This window comes from Hyphomonas sp. ske169 (genome assembly GCF_056850855.1).
In genome coordinates this window covers 1,500,018-1,515,001 of the sequence record NZ_CP096146.1, presented here as the reverse complement: position 1 = coordinate 1,515,001, position 14,984 = coordinate 1,500,018, and the positions used below count along the sequence as shown (strand labels likewise).

Genomic DNA, 14,984 nt, shown 5'->3' with positions numbered 1-14,984 from the left:
TCCATGCAGCGCTATAAGATCACGCTCGAATATGATGGCCGGCCGTATTTTGGCTGGCAGCGCCAAGACGGGCAGCCATCGGTTCAACAAGCCCTGGAAGAGGCGGCGGCAGTTCTCGACAATGCACCGGTGCTGATGCAAGGCGCTGGGCGGACCGATCGCGGCGTGCATGCGACCGGGCAAGTGGCGCATTTCGACTTGCAGAAACCGCGCCCCATTCACAAGATCGCTGACGCGCTCAACTATCATTTACGGCCCGAACCTGTGGCCGTTCTCAACGCTGAAGAAGTGGCGCCAGATTGGAGCGCACGGTTCAACGCCACTTTGCGCGCCTATCGCTATGTGATCCTCAATCGCCGAGCCGATCTGACCATCGATAAAGGCCTTGCCTGGCGTGTGCCGTTTAAGCTCGATGCCAGCGCCATGGACCGCGCTGCCAAAGCCCTGATTGGCCAGCATGACTTCTCGACCTTTCGCGATGCCGAATGCCAAGCCAGGCATCCGATCCGCACGCTCGATAAGATTGATGTCGCCCGCTATGGCGACGGTTTAGAGATTACCGTTGAGGCGAAAAGCTTCCTGCACCGGCAGGTGCGCTCCATTGTCGGCTCCTTGGTTGAAGTTGGCCGCGGCGCACGAAACGCAGACTGGATGAGCGAAATCCTTGAGGCCCGTGATCGCGCTGCCTGCGGCCCGGTGGCCCCGCCGGATGGTCTATTCTTGGAGCGGGTTGAGTACGCGCTCTAAGTTTCGGTTGACCCGGCGACCTCTTGATAAAAGATCATTTCGAGTTGGACTTGTGGGCCAGGGTCCACCATTTATTCCATCAGAGATGAGATAAAACCGGAGACCCGCCATGTCAGACACACCCAAGATTGATCGCCGCCAAGCCTTAGCGCTCGGTGTCGGAGCTGCTGCGCTGGCGGGACAGGCCGCTTATGCGGAGCCAACTGCCGGGCCAGTTGTAGGACCTGATCTCAGCGGAAAATCGATCCTGGTTACAGGCGCATCTTCAGGCTTTGGGCGCCTTGGGGTGGAGTATTATGCCCATCTTGGCGCCAAAGTGTTTGCCACGATGCGAAATGTCCCGCGGCAAGAAGCGGATGATCTAAAGGCGATCGCGGGAGCAGAAAATCTCGACATCAGCGTGATCGAAATTGATGTCACCTCAGATGAACAAGTCGAGGCCGGGGTCGCTCAAGCGCTTGCCGCGAATGATGGCAAACTCGACGTTCTGATCAATAATGCGGGCATCTCTGTTGGTGGCCCGGTTGAAGTTCAGGATATGGCGGCGACCGAGCTGATCTTCGACACGAACGTCTATGGCTGTCATCGCATGGCCCGCGCTGTGTTGCCGAGCATGCGCGTCAATGGCGGTGGGCATATTTTCAATATCTCTTCCCAACTTGGGCGCGTGATCATTCCTGGTTTTGGGCTCTATTCGGCGTCGAAATTCGCCGTTGAAGCGATGAGTGAGCAAATGGCTTATGAGCTTGTGCCGCATGGCGTGGATGTCACCATCATTCAGCCCGGCGGTTATCCGACCCGGATCTGGGCGAACAATAATGCCAATTCAGCCCCGCTCAAAGAACGCACCAGCGAAGAGCTGCTCGGCGCCTATCCCGAACTGACCGCGGGCATGGGCGAGCGCACAGGTGGCGGCTCCACCGATCCAATGGATATTCCGCGTAACATTGCAGAGATCATTGCGATGCCAAAAGGCACAGCCCCGCTGCGCCGCGCCGTGCACCCGGTTGCGCGGCCGCAAGAGGCGATCAATGAGGTTTCGTCGCAAACGCAGCTTGCGGTCTTGGGCGAGTCGCAACTCGGGCCTTGGGTGAAAGACGTGCAGGAGCGCTAGGGCGTGCCCTCGCCATAGACATTGATCGCGGACCCATAAGGTAGGTGGCGATCGGCGTTATAGGTTGAAGGCGCGATGTCCGTATCTGACCATAAGATGTCAGCGCCCTCGAAAGGGAGCGCCTGTTTCACATCGGCTTGCTGCTCGGCGGTCAGGGCAGCGAAGGCGGCGCGTAATTCCTCAAGACAATAGACCCGGTAACGCGAGACGGGCATGCCGGTATAGTGACAGCCTTGAACCGTCATCTCAAACGAAGAGGCTTGGCGCGTACAGGCATCCGCATTGGCGCGGAGCTGGACGAGATGAGTCTCGCACGCCTCGCGCAGGAGCGGCTCCAGGCTGGAATCTACCGCTTGGATGAATGTGCCGGAAGGATTGGGCTTGGTGCGCCACATCCGGGCAACCCATTCATAGACCAAAGGCGCCTCATTGCGCATGATCTCTTCGGGTTCTGGGTCCTGGCTGAAATGCCGGAACATTGGCGCCATCAAGCCGAAATCGGCGAGTGAGGGCTGGTCGCCAAGCAAGAAGGGTCTTGTCTCGAGGACGGCGCTCATCGCCTGCAAGGCTTGCAAATATCCCTGTTCCACGTGATCGCGGGTTCGCGCATTGACGCCATCGCGCGTGGTGAAGAATTTGATCTGACGCCGCCGGATCATACGTCGAACAATGAAGCGCGGGAACGGCATGGGCGTTGAGATCTCGTCGACCAAAATGTTCGAGATCAGCTCGCGGCCATAAGGAAAGCTCCAACGATAATGCATGGCCGCGCGCCACAGCCATTCATCGCCATAATCCTCGATCAGCCGCGCGATAAAGGCCATGACCGGGTCTGCGGGCAAGATTGGTGCGTTAGGTTGTTCTTTTTCCAGCTCCATCAAGATCGGCGTCGTGTCCGACATCCATCGCCCATCCTCACGATCGACGATCGGCATTTGGATGGCGCCGACTTTCGCTTTCAGCATTTTGGCTTTGTCATACGGCATGCCAAGCAGCGTGTAGGGGACGCTTTTATAACGCAGATAGGCTTCGAGCTTGCCGGTATAATAGGATACCCGAGATCCATAGACTTTCATCAACCCCTCCCAATCTGTTTGACCCATGTAAAGGTCTGACGGGGCGTGCGTCTACTCGTCTAAGAAAAGACCGCCTTGCAAACCGTCTTGCGGCGCGGGCAGGCCGAGGCGCTTATAGGCGAGCGGGGCGGCCACCCGGCCCCGCGGCGTGCGGGCGACATAGCCCTTTTGCATCAGGTAAGGTTCGATCACGTCTTCGACCGCATCGCGGGCTTCGGACAGCGCGGCCGCCAAAGTATCTGCACCCACTGGGCCGCCAGCATAAGTCTTGACCAAAGCGTCGAGATAGCGCCGGTCGAGCATGTCCAGTCCATCATCATCGATCTGAAGGCGGGCGAGGGCGCTGGACGCGGCCGCCTGGTCTATATTATTGCCATCGGCTTCGGCAAAATCGCGGACACGGCGCAAAAGGCGCAGCGCAATCCGCGGCGTGCCGCGGGCGCGTTTGGCGATCTCAACGGCGCCGTCTTCGGTGATCGGCGCGGATAGCTTGCGCGCCGCCGCCATGACAATCGTCGCCAAGGTTTCAGGCGTATAGAAATCAAGCCGCAGCGGGATACCGAACCGGTCCCTAAGCGGTGTGGCAAGCAGCCCAGCGCGGGTCGTCGCGCCAACTAGCGTAAACGGACTGAGGTCCAAGCGCACTGAACGCGCTGCGGGGCCTTCGCCGATCACGATGTCGACGGCATAATCTTCCATCGCGGGATAGAGCACTTCCTCAACCGCCGCGGGCAGGCGGTGGATCTCGTCAATGAAGAGGACATCATTTGGCTCAAGATTGGTTAGGATCGCGACCAAATCTCCGGCTTTGGCAATCACCGGGCCTGAGGTGGCGCGAAAGCCGACGCCCAATTCCTTGGCGAGGATTTGCGCGAGCGTGGTCTTGCCGAGGCCGGGAGGGCCAAAGAGAAGGGTGTGGTCGAGCGCTTCGCCGCGCCGCCGAGCGGCATCGACATAGACGCGCAGATTGGCTTTTAACTCATCTTGGCCGACATAATCGTCAAAGCTTTGCGGCCGCAATGCCCGATCGAGCGCCTCGCCGGTCTGCATTTCAGGGTCGGTTAGCGTGCCGTCTCTCATGCTGGGCTAAGCTCTTTCAATGCCGCTTTGATCAGCGTGCCTGTGTCTGCATCAGGCGCATCGCGGGCGCTCGCAGCAACTGCGCGGGCCGCTTCAGACTGGGAATATCCAAGGTTAATCAAAGCCGACACCGCTTCGCTGCGTGCGCCGGTTTTAAGCTCCGCAGCGGCGGCAACGCTTCCGGTTGGATCGGTGGTAAATTTGCCGAACCGGCCCATTGGCGGCGGCTTGCCCGAGAGCTCGCCGACAATCCGCTCGGCGAGTTTTTTCCCGACGCCCTTGGCGCGGGTGATCGTGGCGGTGTCACCCAGCGCGAGCGCATCCATCAATTCGGTCGCGCTAATCGCATCCATAATCGCCATGGCAGATTTACCGGCGACGCCTGGCACATCTTGCAGACGCACAAACCAGGCGCGTTCATCATCGCTGGCAAAGGCGAACAGGGTGATGGAGCTTTCGGTCACGCGGGTTTCGATGAAGATCTCGGCCTCGGCGCCAACCGTAAGTTTTGAGAGGAGGCGCGTGCCCGCCAGAGCGACATAGCCGACGCCGTTAACATCCACCATCACGGAATCTGTGCCCAGCGCCGCAATCGTGCCGCGCAACCTGCCAATGATCATGCTGCGGCTCCTTTAAGCTGTTTGGGCGGGAGATTGTGCGCGGTGCAGATCGCGCAAGCCAGCGCATCGGCGGCGTCTGCTTTCATCTCGCCTGCGCGCGGTAGCAATCGAGCGACCATGAACTGGACCTGCTCCTTGTCGGCTTTACCGGTGCCGACAATCGCGCGCTTGATTGCGGTTGGCGCAAACTCCGACACTTCGAGGCCATGAAACGAAAGCGCGGTCATTGCCGCGCCGCGCGCCTGGCCGAGCTTCAGCGCGGAGCGGGGATTGGCATTGACGATCGTCTCTTCACAGCCGCTATGGTCAGGGGCGTGGGTTTTGACCAGCTCGCCAATCGCGTAGAAAATACCAGCAAGACGATCGGCCATTGGTAGATCGGGATCGACATTGATCACGCCGTGCCCGACATGGCTTAGCCGGGATCCGACCAAATCAATCACGCCCCATCCGGTATGCCGCAGCCCCGGATCTATCCCCAGAATTCGAATCGCTTCGCTCATACGCTCTGTATTAGCGCGTATGGTTAAGAAGGTCTTGTTGTTTTCGTGCTTTGTTCACGTCGCCGATCACATCAATTGCGATACTGACTCCGGCAATGCAAATGAGGGGGCTTCTGAATTTGCGCTTGGCAAATCTTTCGGCGCGATGAACCGGTCTCCGAAACACGGATAATTGGATCCGTGAAAGATCGATAGCATCCATTCCAGCGCGGCCATGCCTGCAGGGTTGCGGCGAACCCGTTCGGTATAAGTGATCCAGAATTGGATCGGGGCAGCCGACGGCAAATCCAGCGCGACAAGATTGGTCCCGAGCAGAGAGACATAGCTCGGCATTAAAGCGATCCCGCCGCCATATTCGCAAAGTGTTTTGAGCGCCGTGCTTGAATTTGTGATGGTCGAATAGTCGATGAAGTCTTTGACTTGTTTGATGTTTTCAGACCAGCGTTCGACTTGATGCACATAGTCTGTGTGCATCAGCAATTTGTGGTCTTTAAATTCGTAAAGATTGCTCGGCTGCCCGTTCTTTTCGATATATTCTTCCGACGCATAGCAAACATAATGCAGCGTTCCGAGCCGTTGAGAGATGATTTCGGGGTGACTGGGCTGTTCAAAGACAATTGCCAAATCAGCTTCGCGGTCGACGACTTCATGTTTTGAAAGGCCAATGTCTAAGTCGATCTGTACATTTGGTAGGTCGAGATGGAATTGCGGAAGATGCTGGGCAATCCAATACGGACCAATACCATCACTGGCTCTGAGCTTGACCGCGCCTTGTGCGGATTTGTCATCAAACGCGACTTGAGTGCCGACATCATCCACCAGACTTTGCATCTGTAAGACCAGGTCTCGTAGGCGTTTTCCGGCGGCGGTCAGCTCGACGCCGCGTTTCGAACGGAGAAACAGTTTGGTTCCGAGATCGCGCTCTAAATCATTTATACGGCGACTAACCGTTGGGGTGGACTCGCCAAGCGCGCGGGCAGCACTGGTCATGCTTTTGGCATCAGCAACCAATCGAAAAACCCGCAGCCGGTCCCAGTTAAATCGCTCGGAAAGCAACTTGTCTTAACCCCTTACTAAATTATTAAGGCAAAGTGTTGCTCAGGTTTCCGGGATAATCCAGTCAATAACTGTATTTGGCTGGTCCTGATCAGATCAATCAACTCTATTAAACTTTTCGACACGTCTCTCTGTTTTTTACAGGCAAAACGGAGCGGGCGAACAGAATGATGAAACGGGCTGGCGAATCCAAGCAATTGGATCGAATTCTCATGATAATGAAATTGCTGCAAAGTCACCTCGAAGAGGCGAACTTTGACATTACTGAGTTCGAAGAGGTCGAAATCTTCTTAGACTTAGCAATTGCAGCTGGTGAAAAGCAGGCCGGACCGGCGCTTGCTTTGGTCGGCGATGAGCTGTTGGCGCGCTGATCGCTTTTAGCTGGCAGACTTACCGAGACCGATCTTTTTCGCAAAATCTGACCGGCGACGCGCATATTCAGGCGCAACCATCGGATAGTCAGCGGGCAAGCCCCAGCGCTTGCGATATTCGTCCGGTGTAAGATTGTAGCGCGTTCGCAAGTAACGCTTGAGCATTTTCAACTTCGCGCCGTCTTCGAGACAAATGATATGGTGATCGGTGACAGACTTTTTGATGGGTACCGCCGGTTCTAGCGCTTCCGGTTCTTTCGCATCCGTCGCCAGTTCTTCTAGCTTGGTGTGAACCGTTTTCAGCAGATCCGGCAGATCTGTCGCGCTGATCGCATTATTACTGACATAAGCAGTAACAATATCGGTTGCTTGAGAAAGTAAGTTTAGTTTGGAAATAGGTTGCGCTGTATCTGTCATAATGACTAAGACGTAGCGATTGAGGTCGCTTTTTGTCCATTTGATTACACAGTAAAATCCTTGGATTTCAAATATTTTGAGTTCTACACTTCATCGTTTCAAAATATATGTAACGAATACTCAAATCTGAAGGGAAATCATTTGCGCCAGGCGGGGTGTACGGAGTTTTACTCCGGTTTTGATCCGTCGTGAGCGTTAGGTTTAGCGGGCCATTTGGGAAGTCGTTTCTCTAGAAACGCTTTGATGGCTTCTTTATATGCCGGTTGTTTGACCATTTCCGACAAAAGTTGATTCGCCTCTTCAACGGAGCTGCCAATATCGCGATGATAATCGAGATAGGTTTGCCGTTTTGACTGATGCAAGGCCTCGGGTGAGACGCGCGCGATCATGTCTTTCACATAAGAACGCGTTTCATCCAGGAGTTGGGATGGCTCAACCAATTGATGCACCAAACCCATTTCATGGGCTTCGTCGGTCAAAAATTTGCGGCTCGATAGAAGCAGCTCAATTGCGCGGGCGCCGCCAATTAGGCGCGGCAGCAGCCAAGACAAACCATACTCTGCTGGCAAGTTTAGCGGCCCGTGGGCTGTGGTGAGTTTCACGCCTGGGACGGCGAAGCGAATGTCAGCATAGCAAGCCATTACAAGGCCAACGCCCGCGGCGGCGCCATTGATGGCAGCAATCACCGGTTTTGATAGCGCGAAATGATAGGCAAAGTCGGCGCGAAAACTGGCAAAGCTTGGATCGCCAGGTGTGACGAGATCAGGTGCGGTGCCGGCATCATAGGATCCGGCCTTTGAGTGTCCCTCAAGCGCCTGGGAATCCCCGCCGACACAGAACCGGTCGCCTGCACCGGTGACGATGATCGCGCGAACGTTTGGATCTTTGTCGGCTTGATCGAGCAAATAGCGGTACTCGGTGTGCATTCGCCCGGTCCAGGCATTGCCGCGATGGGGCCGGTTTAAGACAATCGTTGCGATCTGGTCCGCCATCTCGTAGCGGGTGGCTTTAAGCTCCATCTTCGCATCACCACGTGTCACGAGAAGTCGAGACCTGTGAATGCGCCGCTGTCTCGCCAGGCAGCGATGTGCGCGAAGAAGGCTTTGGCGCCGCCCGGGTGACCAAGGCCATGCCGGTTTTTCTCTGTCAGGCCAGCGCCCTCATTATTGTAATAGCCCGGGGTGCATTCGGTACTGCCGATCAGCATACCTTGCCCACTCAGCACCATTTCAACCCACGCATCTTGCGCCGCTTTGCCGGGTTCAACCCTAGAGAATTCATTCTTCTCAGCGTGCGCCACAACCGTGCTGATCGTATCGGCATGATCGACGATATTATGCGGCACATTTGAAATCAGATTGGCCGCTTGGCTCGGTTGGACAATGAAGGCGTTCGGAAAGCCGTGTACGTGCACCCCATGCAAGGTTTGCATACCGTTCTCCCAGGCCTCCGACAGGGCCAACCCATCGCGGCCGATCGGGTCAAAGCCTGCGCGTTCTGTGTATTCAGACCCAACTTCAAAGCCGGAGGCGTAGACGATACAATCGACTTCGAACTCTTTGCCATTCGCGATCAGGCCTGACTCCGTGATCCGCTCTACGCCTTTGCCATCCGTGTGCACCAGCTGCGTGCCGGGTTCGTTAAACGCCTGCAGATACTGATCATGAAAGCAAGGGCGTTTGCAGAGCTGACGATACCAAGCTTTTAGTTCTTCGGCGGTTTTCTCATCCTCAACTACGGCTTCGCAGCGCGCTCGGATTTCTTCCATCTTTTCGAAATCGGCATCTTCAAAGGCCTGCAAGAGCGATTCAGGCGTCCATTCGGTAGGCGGCATTTGCCGGACTTTCTCTCGGATGCGGCGAGACAGTTCGGTCCAGCCGTCCATGACGAAATCTTCTTCGGGGAAGCCTTGGGATTGGTTCTCGACAAAATTGTCGTACCACCGTTTCTGCCAGCCTGGCGTCGCGATGGAGTTGAACCATTCTGAATCGATTGGTTCGTTATTGCGGACATCGATTGAAGACGGGGTGCGCTGGAAGACCAACAATTCTTTGGTTGCTTTGGCAAGATGTGGCACCGCTTGAACCGCGGTTGCACCGGTGCCAATAATCGCCACGCGCTTATCGCCTAGTTTGTCCATTGGCGCGCCGTCCGGGCTGCCCCCTGTATAATCATAATCCCAGCGGCTGGTATGGAAGGACTTGCCTTTGAATGTTTCAATGCCGGCGATGCCCGGCAGTTTCGCAACGTGCAGCGGGCCGGTGCCCATGCCAATATATTTGGCCGTGAACGCATCGCCGCGTGAGGTTTTGACCAGCCAACGCGCGGTGTCTTCTTGCCATTCGAGTCCCGTGACTTCGGTATGGAAGAGCGCGTCCTTATAGAGGTCAAATTGGGTGCCGATCCGGCCGCAATGCGCACGAATTTCCGGGGCATGGGCATATTTTTCGGTCGGCATATGGCCGGTTTCTTCAAGCAGCGGCAGATAAATCATCGAGGCCGTATCGCACTGCGCGCCGGGATATCTGTTCCAATACCAAGTGCCGCCAAAATCCCCGCCTTTTTCGACAATCCGTACACTGTCAATGCCAGCTTCTTTGAGGCGCGCGCCAACAACCAGGCCCGCAAAGCCGCCGCCAATGAATGCGAATGTGACGTGATCTGTTACCGGCGCGCGGTCCTTCCACGGCGTATAGGGGTCCGCCGCGAGATCTTCGAAACGCCCCTCGAGCCGAACATATTGATCATTGCCGTCAGCGCGAAGGCGTTTGTCGCGCTCTTCCGCATACTTCTTTTTCAGAGCGTCTTTATCGAGCGTTTTTACGGTCATGTTTTCCTCCGGAACGGTCCTTCTCTTCCAATGCTTACGGCAGGGAAGCCAAGCCAAAACCGGTCATCCAAAGGAGCTGACCTAGCGACAGCCTGTGCTGGTGGATGTTTTTTCGGTACATTACCAAGGCCCGCGGTCACCAAAACAAACAAAAATCCCGCGGCGATATTAGGTCCTGGGAGGACAAGATGAGTGTTTCCGATGAGGGCAAAAAAGCCCCGCGCTCGATTATGGAAATCTCGGCCTTAGACGCCGAAGCGCGCGACAACCCACATCCCAAGCTCAAACAATTACGCGAGACCCATCCGGTTCTACGCGACGAGCCATTAAAGACGTGGCTCCTCTCGCGGTATGAGGATGTGCGCGCGACGGTGAATGATCGCAGCTTTGATCGTCACCCGACCAATGCTGAACCTGGCTCAATGATGAGCATGCTTGTCGATCCCGAAGACCCAGAAGGCAGGCGGTCCAGCATTCTATTTCTGGATGACCCCGACCATGCCCGCAATCGCTTGCCTTTGGTCAAAGCCTTCTATGCGCGGATCAAGAAAATGGAGCCGGACATCGAAGCGATCATTGATCGCATTATTGATGCGGCGCCTGCTTCAGGCCGGTTCGATCTCATGGAACACATCGCTGTGCCGCTGCCGATTGCGATTATCGCGCACATTCTTGGTGTGGATGAGACTCGGTTGGAAGAGTTCCGGCACTGGTCTGAAGGCGTGATCTTGGGCCTCAACCCGCTTCGATCAGACGAAGAAACGGCCTATTTGATCGACAGCGCCGAAAAACTGAATGCCTATTTCACCGAGCAGATGGCGGCGCGCCGCGTCGAACCGAAAGACGATTTGATCAGCGACATGGTTCAAGCCCAAGCCGCCGGCGGCGACTTTGATGATGAAGAGTTGCGCACCAATTTGCAGGCGCTCCTGGTCGGCGGCAATCTCACCACGACTGATCTGATTGGCAATGGCGTGTGGTTATTCCTCACCCATCCGGAGCAGTTGGAAGCGTTGAAGGCTAATCCTGATTTGGCGAGCCAAGCGGTTGAAGAAGTGCTGCGCTATGAAGCGCCAGTTCAAGCCACCTCGCGTGTGGTTTCGGAAAATCGAGAGGTCGCCGGATGCCCCATGAAAAAGAGTCAGCCGGTCTTCATGTCGCTCGCGGCGGCCAATCGAGATCCAGAAAAATTTGTGGCGCCAGAGAGGTTTGACATCACCGAGAAACGGGCCTCGCACATCTCATTTGGCGGCGGTGCGCATATTTGCATTGGGGCACCATTGGCGCGGATCGAAGCGCGGCGCGTCTATCAAAAACTGTTTGAGCGCTATCCCAACATGACCTTGCCCGATCAGGATCTCACTTGGCGCAGCTTGCCTTTCTTCCGCGGCATCGAGCGTTTAGACGTAGAGGTTTAAACCGGCAGGGTCTGTCTTAACCGGGTCATCACTTCGACCATTTCAGGTCGGGTCAATGAGAACACGATTTTGTCGACCCAGGCGCCGTCTGCATTTCGCTCATAGTTTCGATAGACCGCTTCTTGGGTGGGGCGGATCGCCGACAGGCCGTCCAAAATATAATTGTTTCGCGAATTGACCTGCCATTCAATTCGCTTGGCTTTCCATGCATGAGCGCGCTCAATCATCGCGAGTTGTCCCGCAAGATAGAGTTCTTGCGAGGTCAGCGAAGGTGGGTGCCAGGTCAGAGCGTTGCGGACGCGGCGATGGATTTTATTGATCTCGCTGAATCCGGTGACGCCTACGAACATGCCATCGCTTTGCCGGAACAAAACAAAGGTCGCGGCTGCTCCGGACTTTTGCAGATCCAAGATGAGTTTGAAATAGTTTTTAAGCGTGCTGCCACCGCGCAGGGCGGGCATCCATTTCCAAATCGAATCCTCCATTTCGGAATCAAAGATCACGTCCCGATGTGCTTCTGTGATCGGGTCCAAGCGAACCATCGCGTTCTGTAGTCCAGGCGCTGAGAGTTCCATGACTATCTCATTGAAGTGAATTTTAGTTCAGCACGCAGAAATTGTACCCGCAAGGGATTCGTCCCCAATCTTCCAAAAAAACCTAGAGGCGCAACAGGCTGGCGAGATTGTTTTTCTGCATATCTGAAGACCCGCCGACAATTGGCATGCCGAGCAAATCGCGGACATGGCGCTCCATGTCATAGGCGTCCGACATGGCGTACGCGCCCATGACTTGCTGGCATGTGGTGGCGATTTCGACCGCTGTGTCGGCCACAAATAATTTCGCCATCGAGGTTTCAACGCTGCAAGGTTGACCTGTCTGCGCGAGATAAGCGCCGTGATAGAGCATGTGTTTGGCGGCTTGCAGTTTCGTGCGTGCGGTGACCAGCTTGTGTCGGATCGCTTGGTGCTGCGAGATTGGCTTGCCGAACTGCTCGCGTTCTTGCGCATATTGCCAGGCCTCTTCAACGGCGGCGCGCGCGATGCCATAGGCGACCGCTGTAATCTCGATTTTCTCGACATCAAGCGCGCGGCCGGCCAGCAATTTCCAGCCTTTATTCCAATTGTCTTCGCCGCCGACAATCGCTGACTTTGGCAAACGGACATTGTCGAAATAGACGTCCATGGATTTGGTGTAGCGCAGGTTGGAATGCTCAATGGCTTGCATCGAGACGCCTGGCGCATCGGTGGGAATCAGCAAGAAAGTCAGGTTCTTGTAGCGGTTTTCAGGCGGACCGGATCGAGTCAAACAATAGATATAGTCCGACCAATCCGCGCCCGTGCACCAGCGCTTGGCGCCATTGATGACAATCTCATCACCGTCCATCGCGCTGCGCGTTTCAACGCTAGCGAGATCGCCGCCAACATTTGGTTCGGACAGGCCATAACAGAGGAACATCTCGCCGCGCGCAAGCTTCGGGAGGAGCTCCGCTTTCTGTTCCTCCGAGCCGTTTTCAGACAAGTTCATCCCGCCATAGAAGGCGGCGTGAATATAAGGTCCGGCGAGGAATGCGCCCGCTTGGCAAAGCTCATCAATCACCGCCGTCGCGCCGATAATGTCTTGGCCCATGCCGCCATATTCTTCTGGAATGGTGAGACCGATGAGGCCCATTTCCGCGATTTGTTTGAACGTGTTCCGCGGCCAAGTGGATTGGCGATCCCAGTCCCGTCTTTTGTCGCGCGGGGCATGCTCGGCGACAAAGCGCTGCAACTGGCGGCGGATTTCAGTGATATGGTCAGGTTCAGTCGCGAAATAGCTCATTCTTCGGTCTCTTTTGGTTCAGACGCGCGAATTTCCGCAAGCCTGATCAGGTAACCGTCTGGGTCTTGCACAACAAATTGGGTCTGGGAAACCGTGTCGTCGCGTCGCCGGTAGGCTTTGGTTTCGAGCGGTTGAATGATGCGGACCGGAGTACGCTCGCAAGCCGCATAAAGGGCCCGCACATCCTCGACCACGATCTGTAAATTGATGCCGCGCCCATAGGGCGCCTCAAGCGGCGCCGCGAGCCAAGTTCGCCCGATCGGTTCCTCCAACATCAAAGCAGCGGTCCCGCGCTTCAGAAAGGCAAACCGGTCCTCGGGGCGGGCATAGTCAATCGCGAAGCCAAGCGTGTCGCAATAAAATGCGACGCTGACTCGCAGGTTCGAGACATAGAGTTCGGGGACGAGCGCCGGAGACATTCTTTCGTCCTTAGCCGATGCTGAGGACGGCTGAAACCGGTTGGATCGGAGCAGGTGGCGCTTGCGGCTCGGCCAAAGGTATGGCCCACCAAGTCGTGTCGCGCCAAGCGCCATCCTTGTAGCCAACGTTTTTGTAAGTCCCAACCTGCTCAAAGCCGACCGATCTGTGCAAACCAATTGAGGCTTCGTTCGGCATTGCGATCCCGCCAAAAGCCATGACATAGTTTTGCGCGGTCAGGACCTCGATAAGTTTTTTGTAGAGCGCCTTACCAACCCCTTTCCCGCGCGCGGCGGCCGCGCAATAGATGGCGGTATCAACGGAGGTTTGATAGGCGAGCCGCGACCGGTGCGGTGAGGCATAAGCGTAAGCGAGCGGTTTTCTGTCTTCGGCGATCAGCCACGGATATTGATCGCCCGCGGCATCCATTCGTGCGCTGATCGTCTCGGCGCTTGGCGGCGTCAATTCAAACGAAGCCCAATGGTCTTCAACAAAAGGCCGATAGGTTTCGGCAATGAAATCGGCATCTTTGAAAGTCGCGCGTCGGATTTGGATCATGCCAGATCCTAACGACCGATCGCCTCGCTGTCATACGGGACGGTTTGATAGACCTGATTAATCCAATTGCCGAACAAAAGATGGGCATGACTGCGCCAACGGTTTTGAGGCATGATGGTGACATCATCGCCGGGGAAATAACCATGCGGCGGCTTAATCGGTTTGCCGGCGGCGATGTCGCGATCATACTCCTCTTTTAGCGACGTGGAATCATATTCAATATGGTTGAAGCAATAGAGGCTTCGCGCCTTGGCGTCTGATAGCAAGCAAGGGCCGGTAAAATCGCTGTCCATCAAGATTTGTAGATCAGGCGCTTTGGCGATGTCGGCGGCGCGCACTTCTGTCCAGCGTGAGACCGGGATTTGGAAATCATCGCTGAACCCTGACAAGTAAGGCGAGGTGGATGCCAGATTGCGGTGGCGATAAACCCCAAACGCCTTGTCAGCGAGCTGATGTTTCGGAACGCCGTGGAAGTGATAAGCGGCGGCCATCGCGCCCCAGCAAATGAAGAAGTTTGAGTGCACATGCGTGCGCGTCCATTCGAAGATTTGCGTCAGCTCATCCCAATAGGTCACGTCCTCGAAGGGCAGCGTTTCAATCGGTGCGCCGGTGATGATGAAACCGTCAAATTTGCGATGTTTCACCGCGTCCCAGTTTTGATAAAAACTGATCAGATGTTCCTGGCTGGTATTCTTGGGCGTGTGTCCACCGACCATGATCAGCGTCATTTCAATTTGCAGGGGACTGGCGCCAATCAAACGAGCGATTTGCGTCTCGGTGCGGATCTTGTTCGGCATCAAATTGAGCAAGCCGATTTGTAGCGGACGGATATCCTGACGGATCGCATCAGAGTCGGACAGGACCGCAACGCCTTCATCAATCAGCGTATCGCGCGCGGGCAACGTATCTGGAATTTTGATCGGCATCTGCCTCTCCAGTGATAATCTTTCGCTGTCAGG

At 55.8% G+C, this 14,984-nt stretch carries 17 protein-coding genes; 4 read left to right on the top strand and 13 right to left on the bottom strand.

Annotated elements, in window-relative coordinates; all coding sequences use genetic code 11:
* Positions 1-3: 3 nt before the first annotated feature.
* A complete protein-coding gene (truA, locus tag MY069_RS07225) occupies positions 4-747 on the top strand; it encodes a tRNA pseudouridine(38-40) synthase TruA (protein ID WP_482796398.1) in 744 nt (247 codons plus the stop codon).
* A 109-nt stretch (positions 748-856) separates the two neighbouring features.
* The gene (locus MY069_RS07220; RefSeq protein ID WP_482796397.1) at positions 857-1,861 is read left to right on the top strand and encodes an SDR family oxidoreductase; all 1,005 of its coding nucleotides are present in this window, start codon (positions 857-859) and stop codon (positions 1,859-1,861) included.
* Here MY069_RS07220 and MY069_RS07215 read toward each other — a convergent pair.
* The 5 genes from MY069_RS07215 to MY069_RS07195 form a co-directional block, all read right to left on the bottom strand.
* Positions 1,858-2,937 (bottom strand): glutathione S-transferase family protein, encoded by a 1,080-nt coding sequence (locus tag MY069_RS07215; RefSeq protein ID WP_482796396.1) that lies wholly within the window; start codon positions 2,935-2,937, stop codon positions 1,858-1,860. The genes MY069_RS07220 and MY069_RS07215 overlap by 4 nt on opposite strands.
* Before the next feature lie 51 nt (positions 2,938-2,988).
* Positions 2,989-4,017 (bottom strand): Holliday junction branch migration DNA helicase RuvB, encoded by a 1,029-nt coding sequence (ruvB, locus tag MY069_RS07210; RefSeq protein ID WP_482796395.1) that lies wholly within the window; start codon positions 4,015-4,017, stop codon positions 2,989-2,991.
* Positions 4,014-4,637: a Holliday junction branch migration protein RuvA gene (gene ruvA, locus MY069_RS07205; RefSeq protein WP_482796394.1), complete on the bottom strand. Its 624-nt coding sequence runs from the start codon at positions 4,635-4,637 to the stop codon at positions 4,014-4,016. Before ruvA ends, ruvB begins: the two co-directional genes overlap by 4 nt.
* Positions 4,634-5,140, bottom strand: coding sequence for a crossover junction endodeoxyribonuclease RuvC (ruvC, locus tag MY069_RS07200; protein ID WP_482796393.1), 507 nt, complete (start codon positions 5,138-5,140; stop codon positions 4,634-4,636). The genes ruvA and ruvC overlap by 4 nt, the downstream gene beginning before the upstream one ends.
* A 66-nt stretch (positions 5,141-5,206) precedes the next feature.
* Positions 5,207-6,196, bottom strand: a complete 990-nt coding sequence (locus tag MY069_RS07195; RefSeq protein WP_482796392.1) for a LysR family transcriptional regulator — start codon at positions 6,194-6,196, stop codon at positions 5,207-5,209.
* A 167-nt stretch (positions 6,197-6,363) separates the two neighbouring features.
* Between MY069_RS07195 and MY069_RS07190 the strand changes: the two genes are divergently transcribed.
* Complete coding sequence (locus tag MY069_RS07190; protein ID WP_482796391.1) at positions 6,364-6,567, top strand: hypothetical protein; 204 nt, start codon at positions 6,364-6,366, stop codon at positions 6,565-6,567.
* 6 nt (positions 6,568-6,573) lie between these two features.
* On the opposite strand, the gene MY069_RS07185 is transcribed toward MY069_RS07190, so the two are convergent.
* The 3 genes from MY069_RS07185 to MY069_RS07175 form a co-directional block, all read right to left on the bottom strand.
* Positions 6,574-6,984 carry a Ros/MucR family transcriptional regulator gene (locus tag MY069_RS07185; protein ID WP_482796390.1) on the bottom strand — a complete coding sequence of 137 codons (411 nt, stop codon included), beginning with the start codon at positions 6,982-6,984 and terminating at the stop codon, positions 6,574-6,576.
* Positions 6,985-7,151: 167 nt separating this feature from the next.
* Positions 7,152-8,003, bottom strand: a complete 852-nt coding sequence (locus MY069_RS07180; RefSeq protein ID WP_482796389.1) for an enoyl-CoA hydratase-related protein — start codon at positions 8,001-8,003, stop codon at positions 7,152-7,154.
* A gap of 17 nt (positions 8,004-8,020) precedes the next feature.
* A complete protein-coding gene (locus MY069_RS07175) occupies positions 8,021-9,814 on the bottom strand; it encodes a flavin-containing monooxygenase (RefSeq protein ID WP_482796388.1) in 1,794 nt (597 codons plus the stop codon).
* 188 nt (positions 9,815-10,002) lie between these two features.
* Here MY069_RS07175 and MY069_RS07170 point away from each other — a divergent pair, with 188 nt between their 5' ends.
* A complete protein-coding gene (locus MY069_RS07170; protein ID WP_482796387.1) occupies positions 10,003-11,232 on the top strand; it encodes a cytochrome P450 in 1,230 nt (409 codons plus the stop codon).
* On the opposite strand, the gene MY069_RS07165 is transcribed toward MY069_RS07170, so the two are convergent.
* The 5 genes from MY069_RS07165 to MY069_RS07145 form a co-directional block, all read right to left on the bottom strand.
* The gene (locus MY069_RS07165) at positions 11,229-11,807 is read right to left on the bottom strand and encodes a GNAT family N-acetyltransferase (RefSeq protein ID WP_482796386.1); all 579 of its coding nucleotides are present in this window, start codon (positions 11,805-11,807) and stop codon (positions 11,229-11,231) included. The genes MY069_RS07170 and MY069_RS07165 overlap by 4 nt on opposite strands.
* Before the next feature lie 82 nt (positions 11,808-11,889).
* Entirely contained in the window at positions 11,890-13,050 is a 1,161-nt protein-coding gene (locus tag MY069_RS07160; RefSeq protein ID WP_482796385.1) for an acyl-CoA dehydrogenase family protein, read from the bottom strand.
* Positions 13,047-13,469, bottom strand: coding sequence for a bleomycin resistance protein (locus MY069_RS07155; protein WP_482796384.1), 423 nt, complete (start codon positions 13,467-13,469; stop codon positions 13,047-13,049). Before MY069_RS07155 ends, MY069_RS07160 begins: the two co-directional genes overlap by 4 nt.
* A gap of 10 nt (positions 13,470-13,479) precedes the next feature.
* Positions 13,480-14,025 carry a GNAT family N-acetyltransferase gene (locus MY069_RS07150; protein ID WP_482796383.1) on the bottom strand — a complete coding sequence of 182 codons (546 nt, stop codon included), beginning with the start codon at positions 14,023-14,025 and terminating at the stop codon, positions 13,480-13,482.
* 8 nt (positions 14,026-14,033) lie between these two features.
* A complete protein-coding gene (locus MY069_RS07145) occupies positions 14,034-14,951 on the bottom strand; it encodes a homoserine O-succinyltransferase (RefSeq protein WP_482796382.1) in 918 nt (305 codons plus the stop codon).
* Between the last annotated feature and the right edge of the window lie 33 nt (positions 14,952-14,984).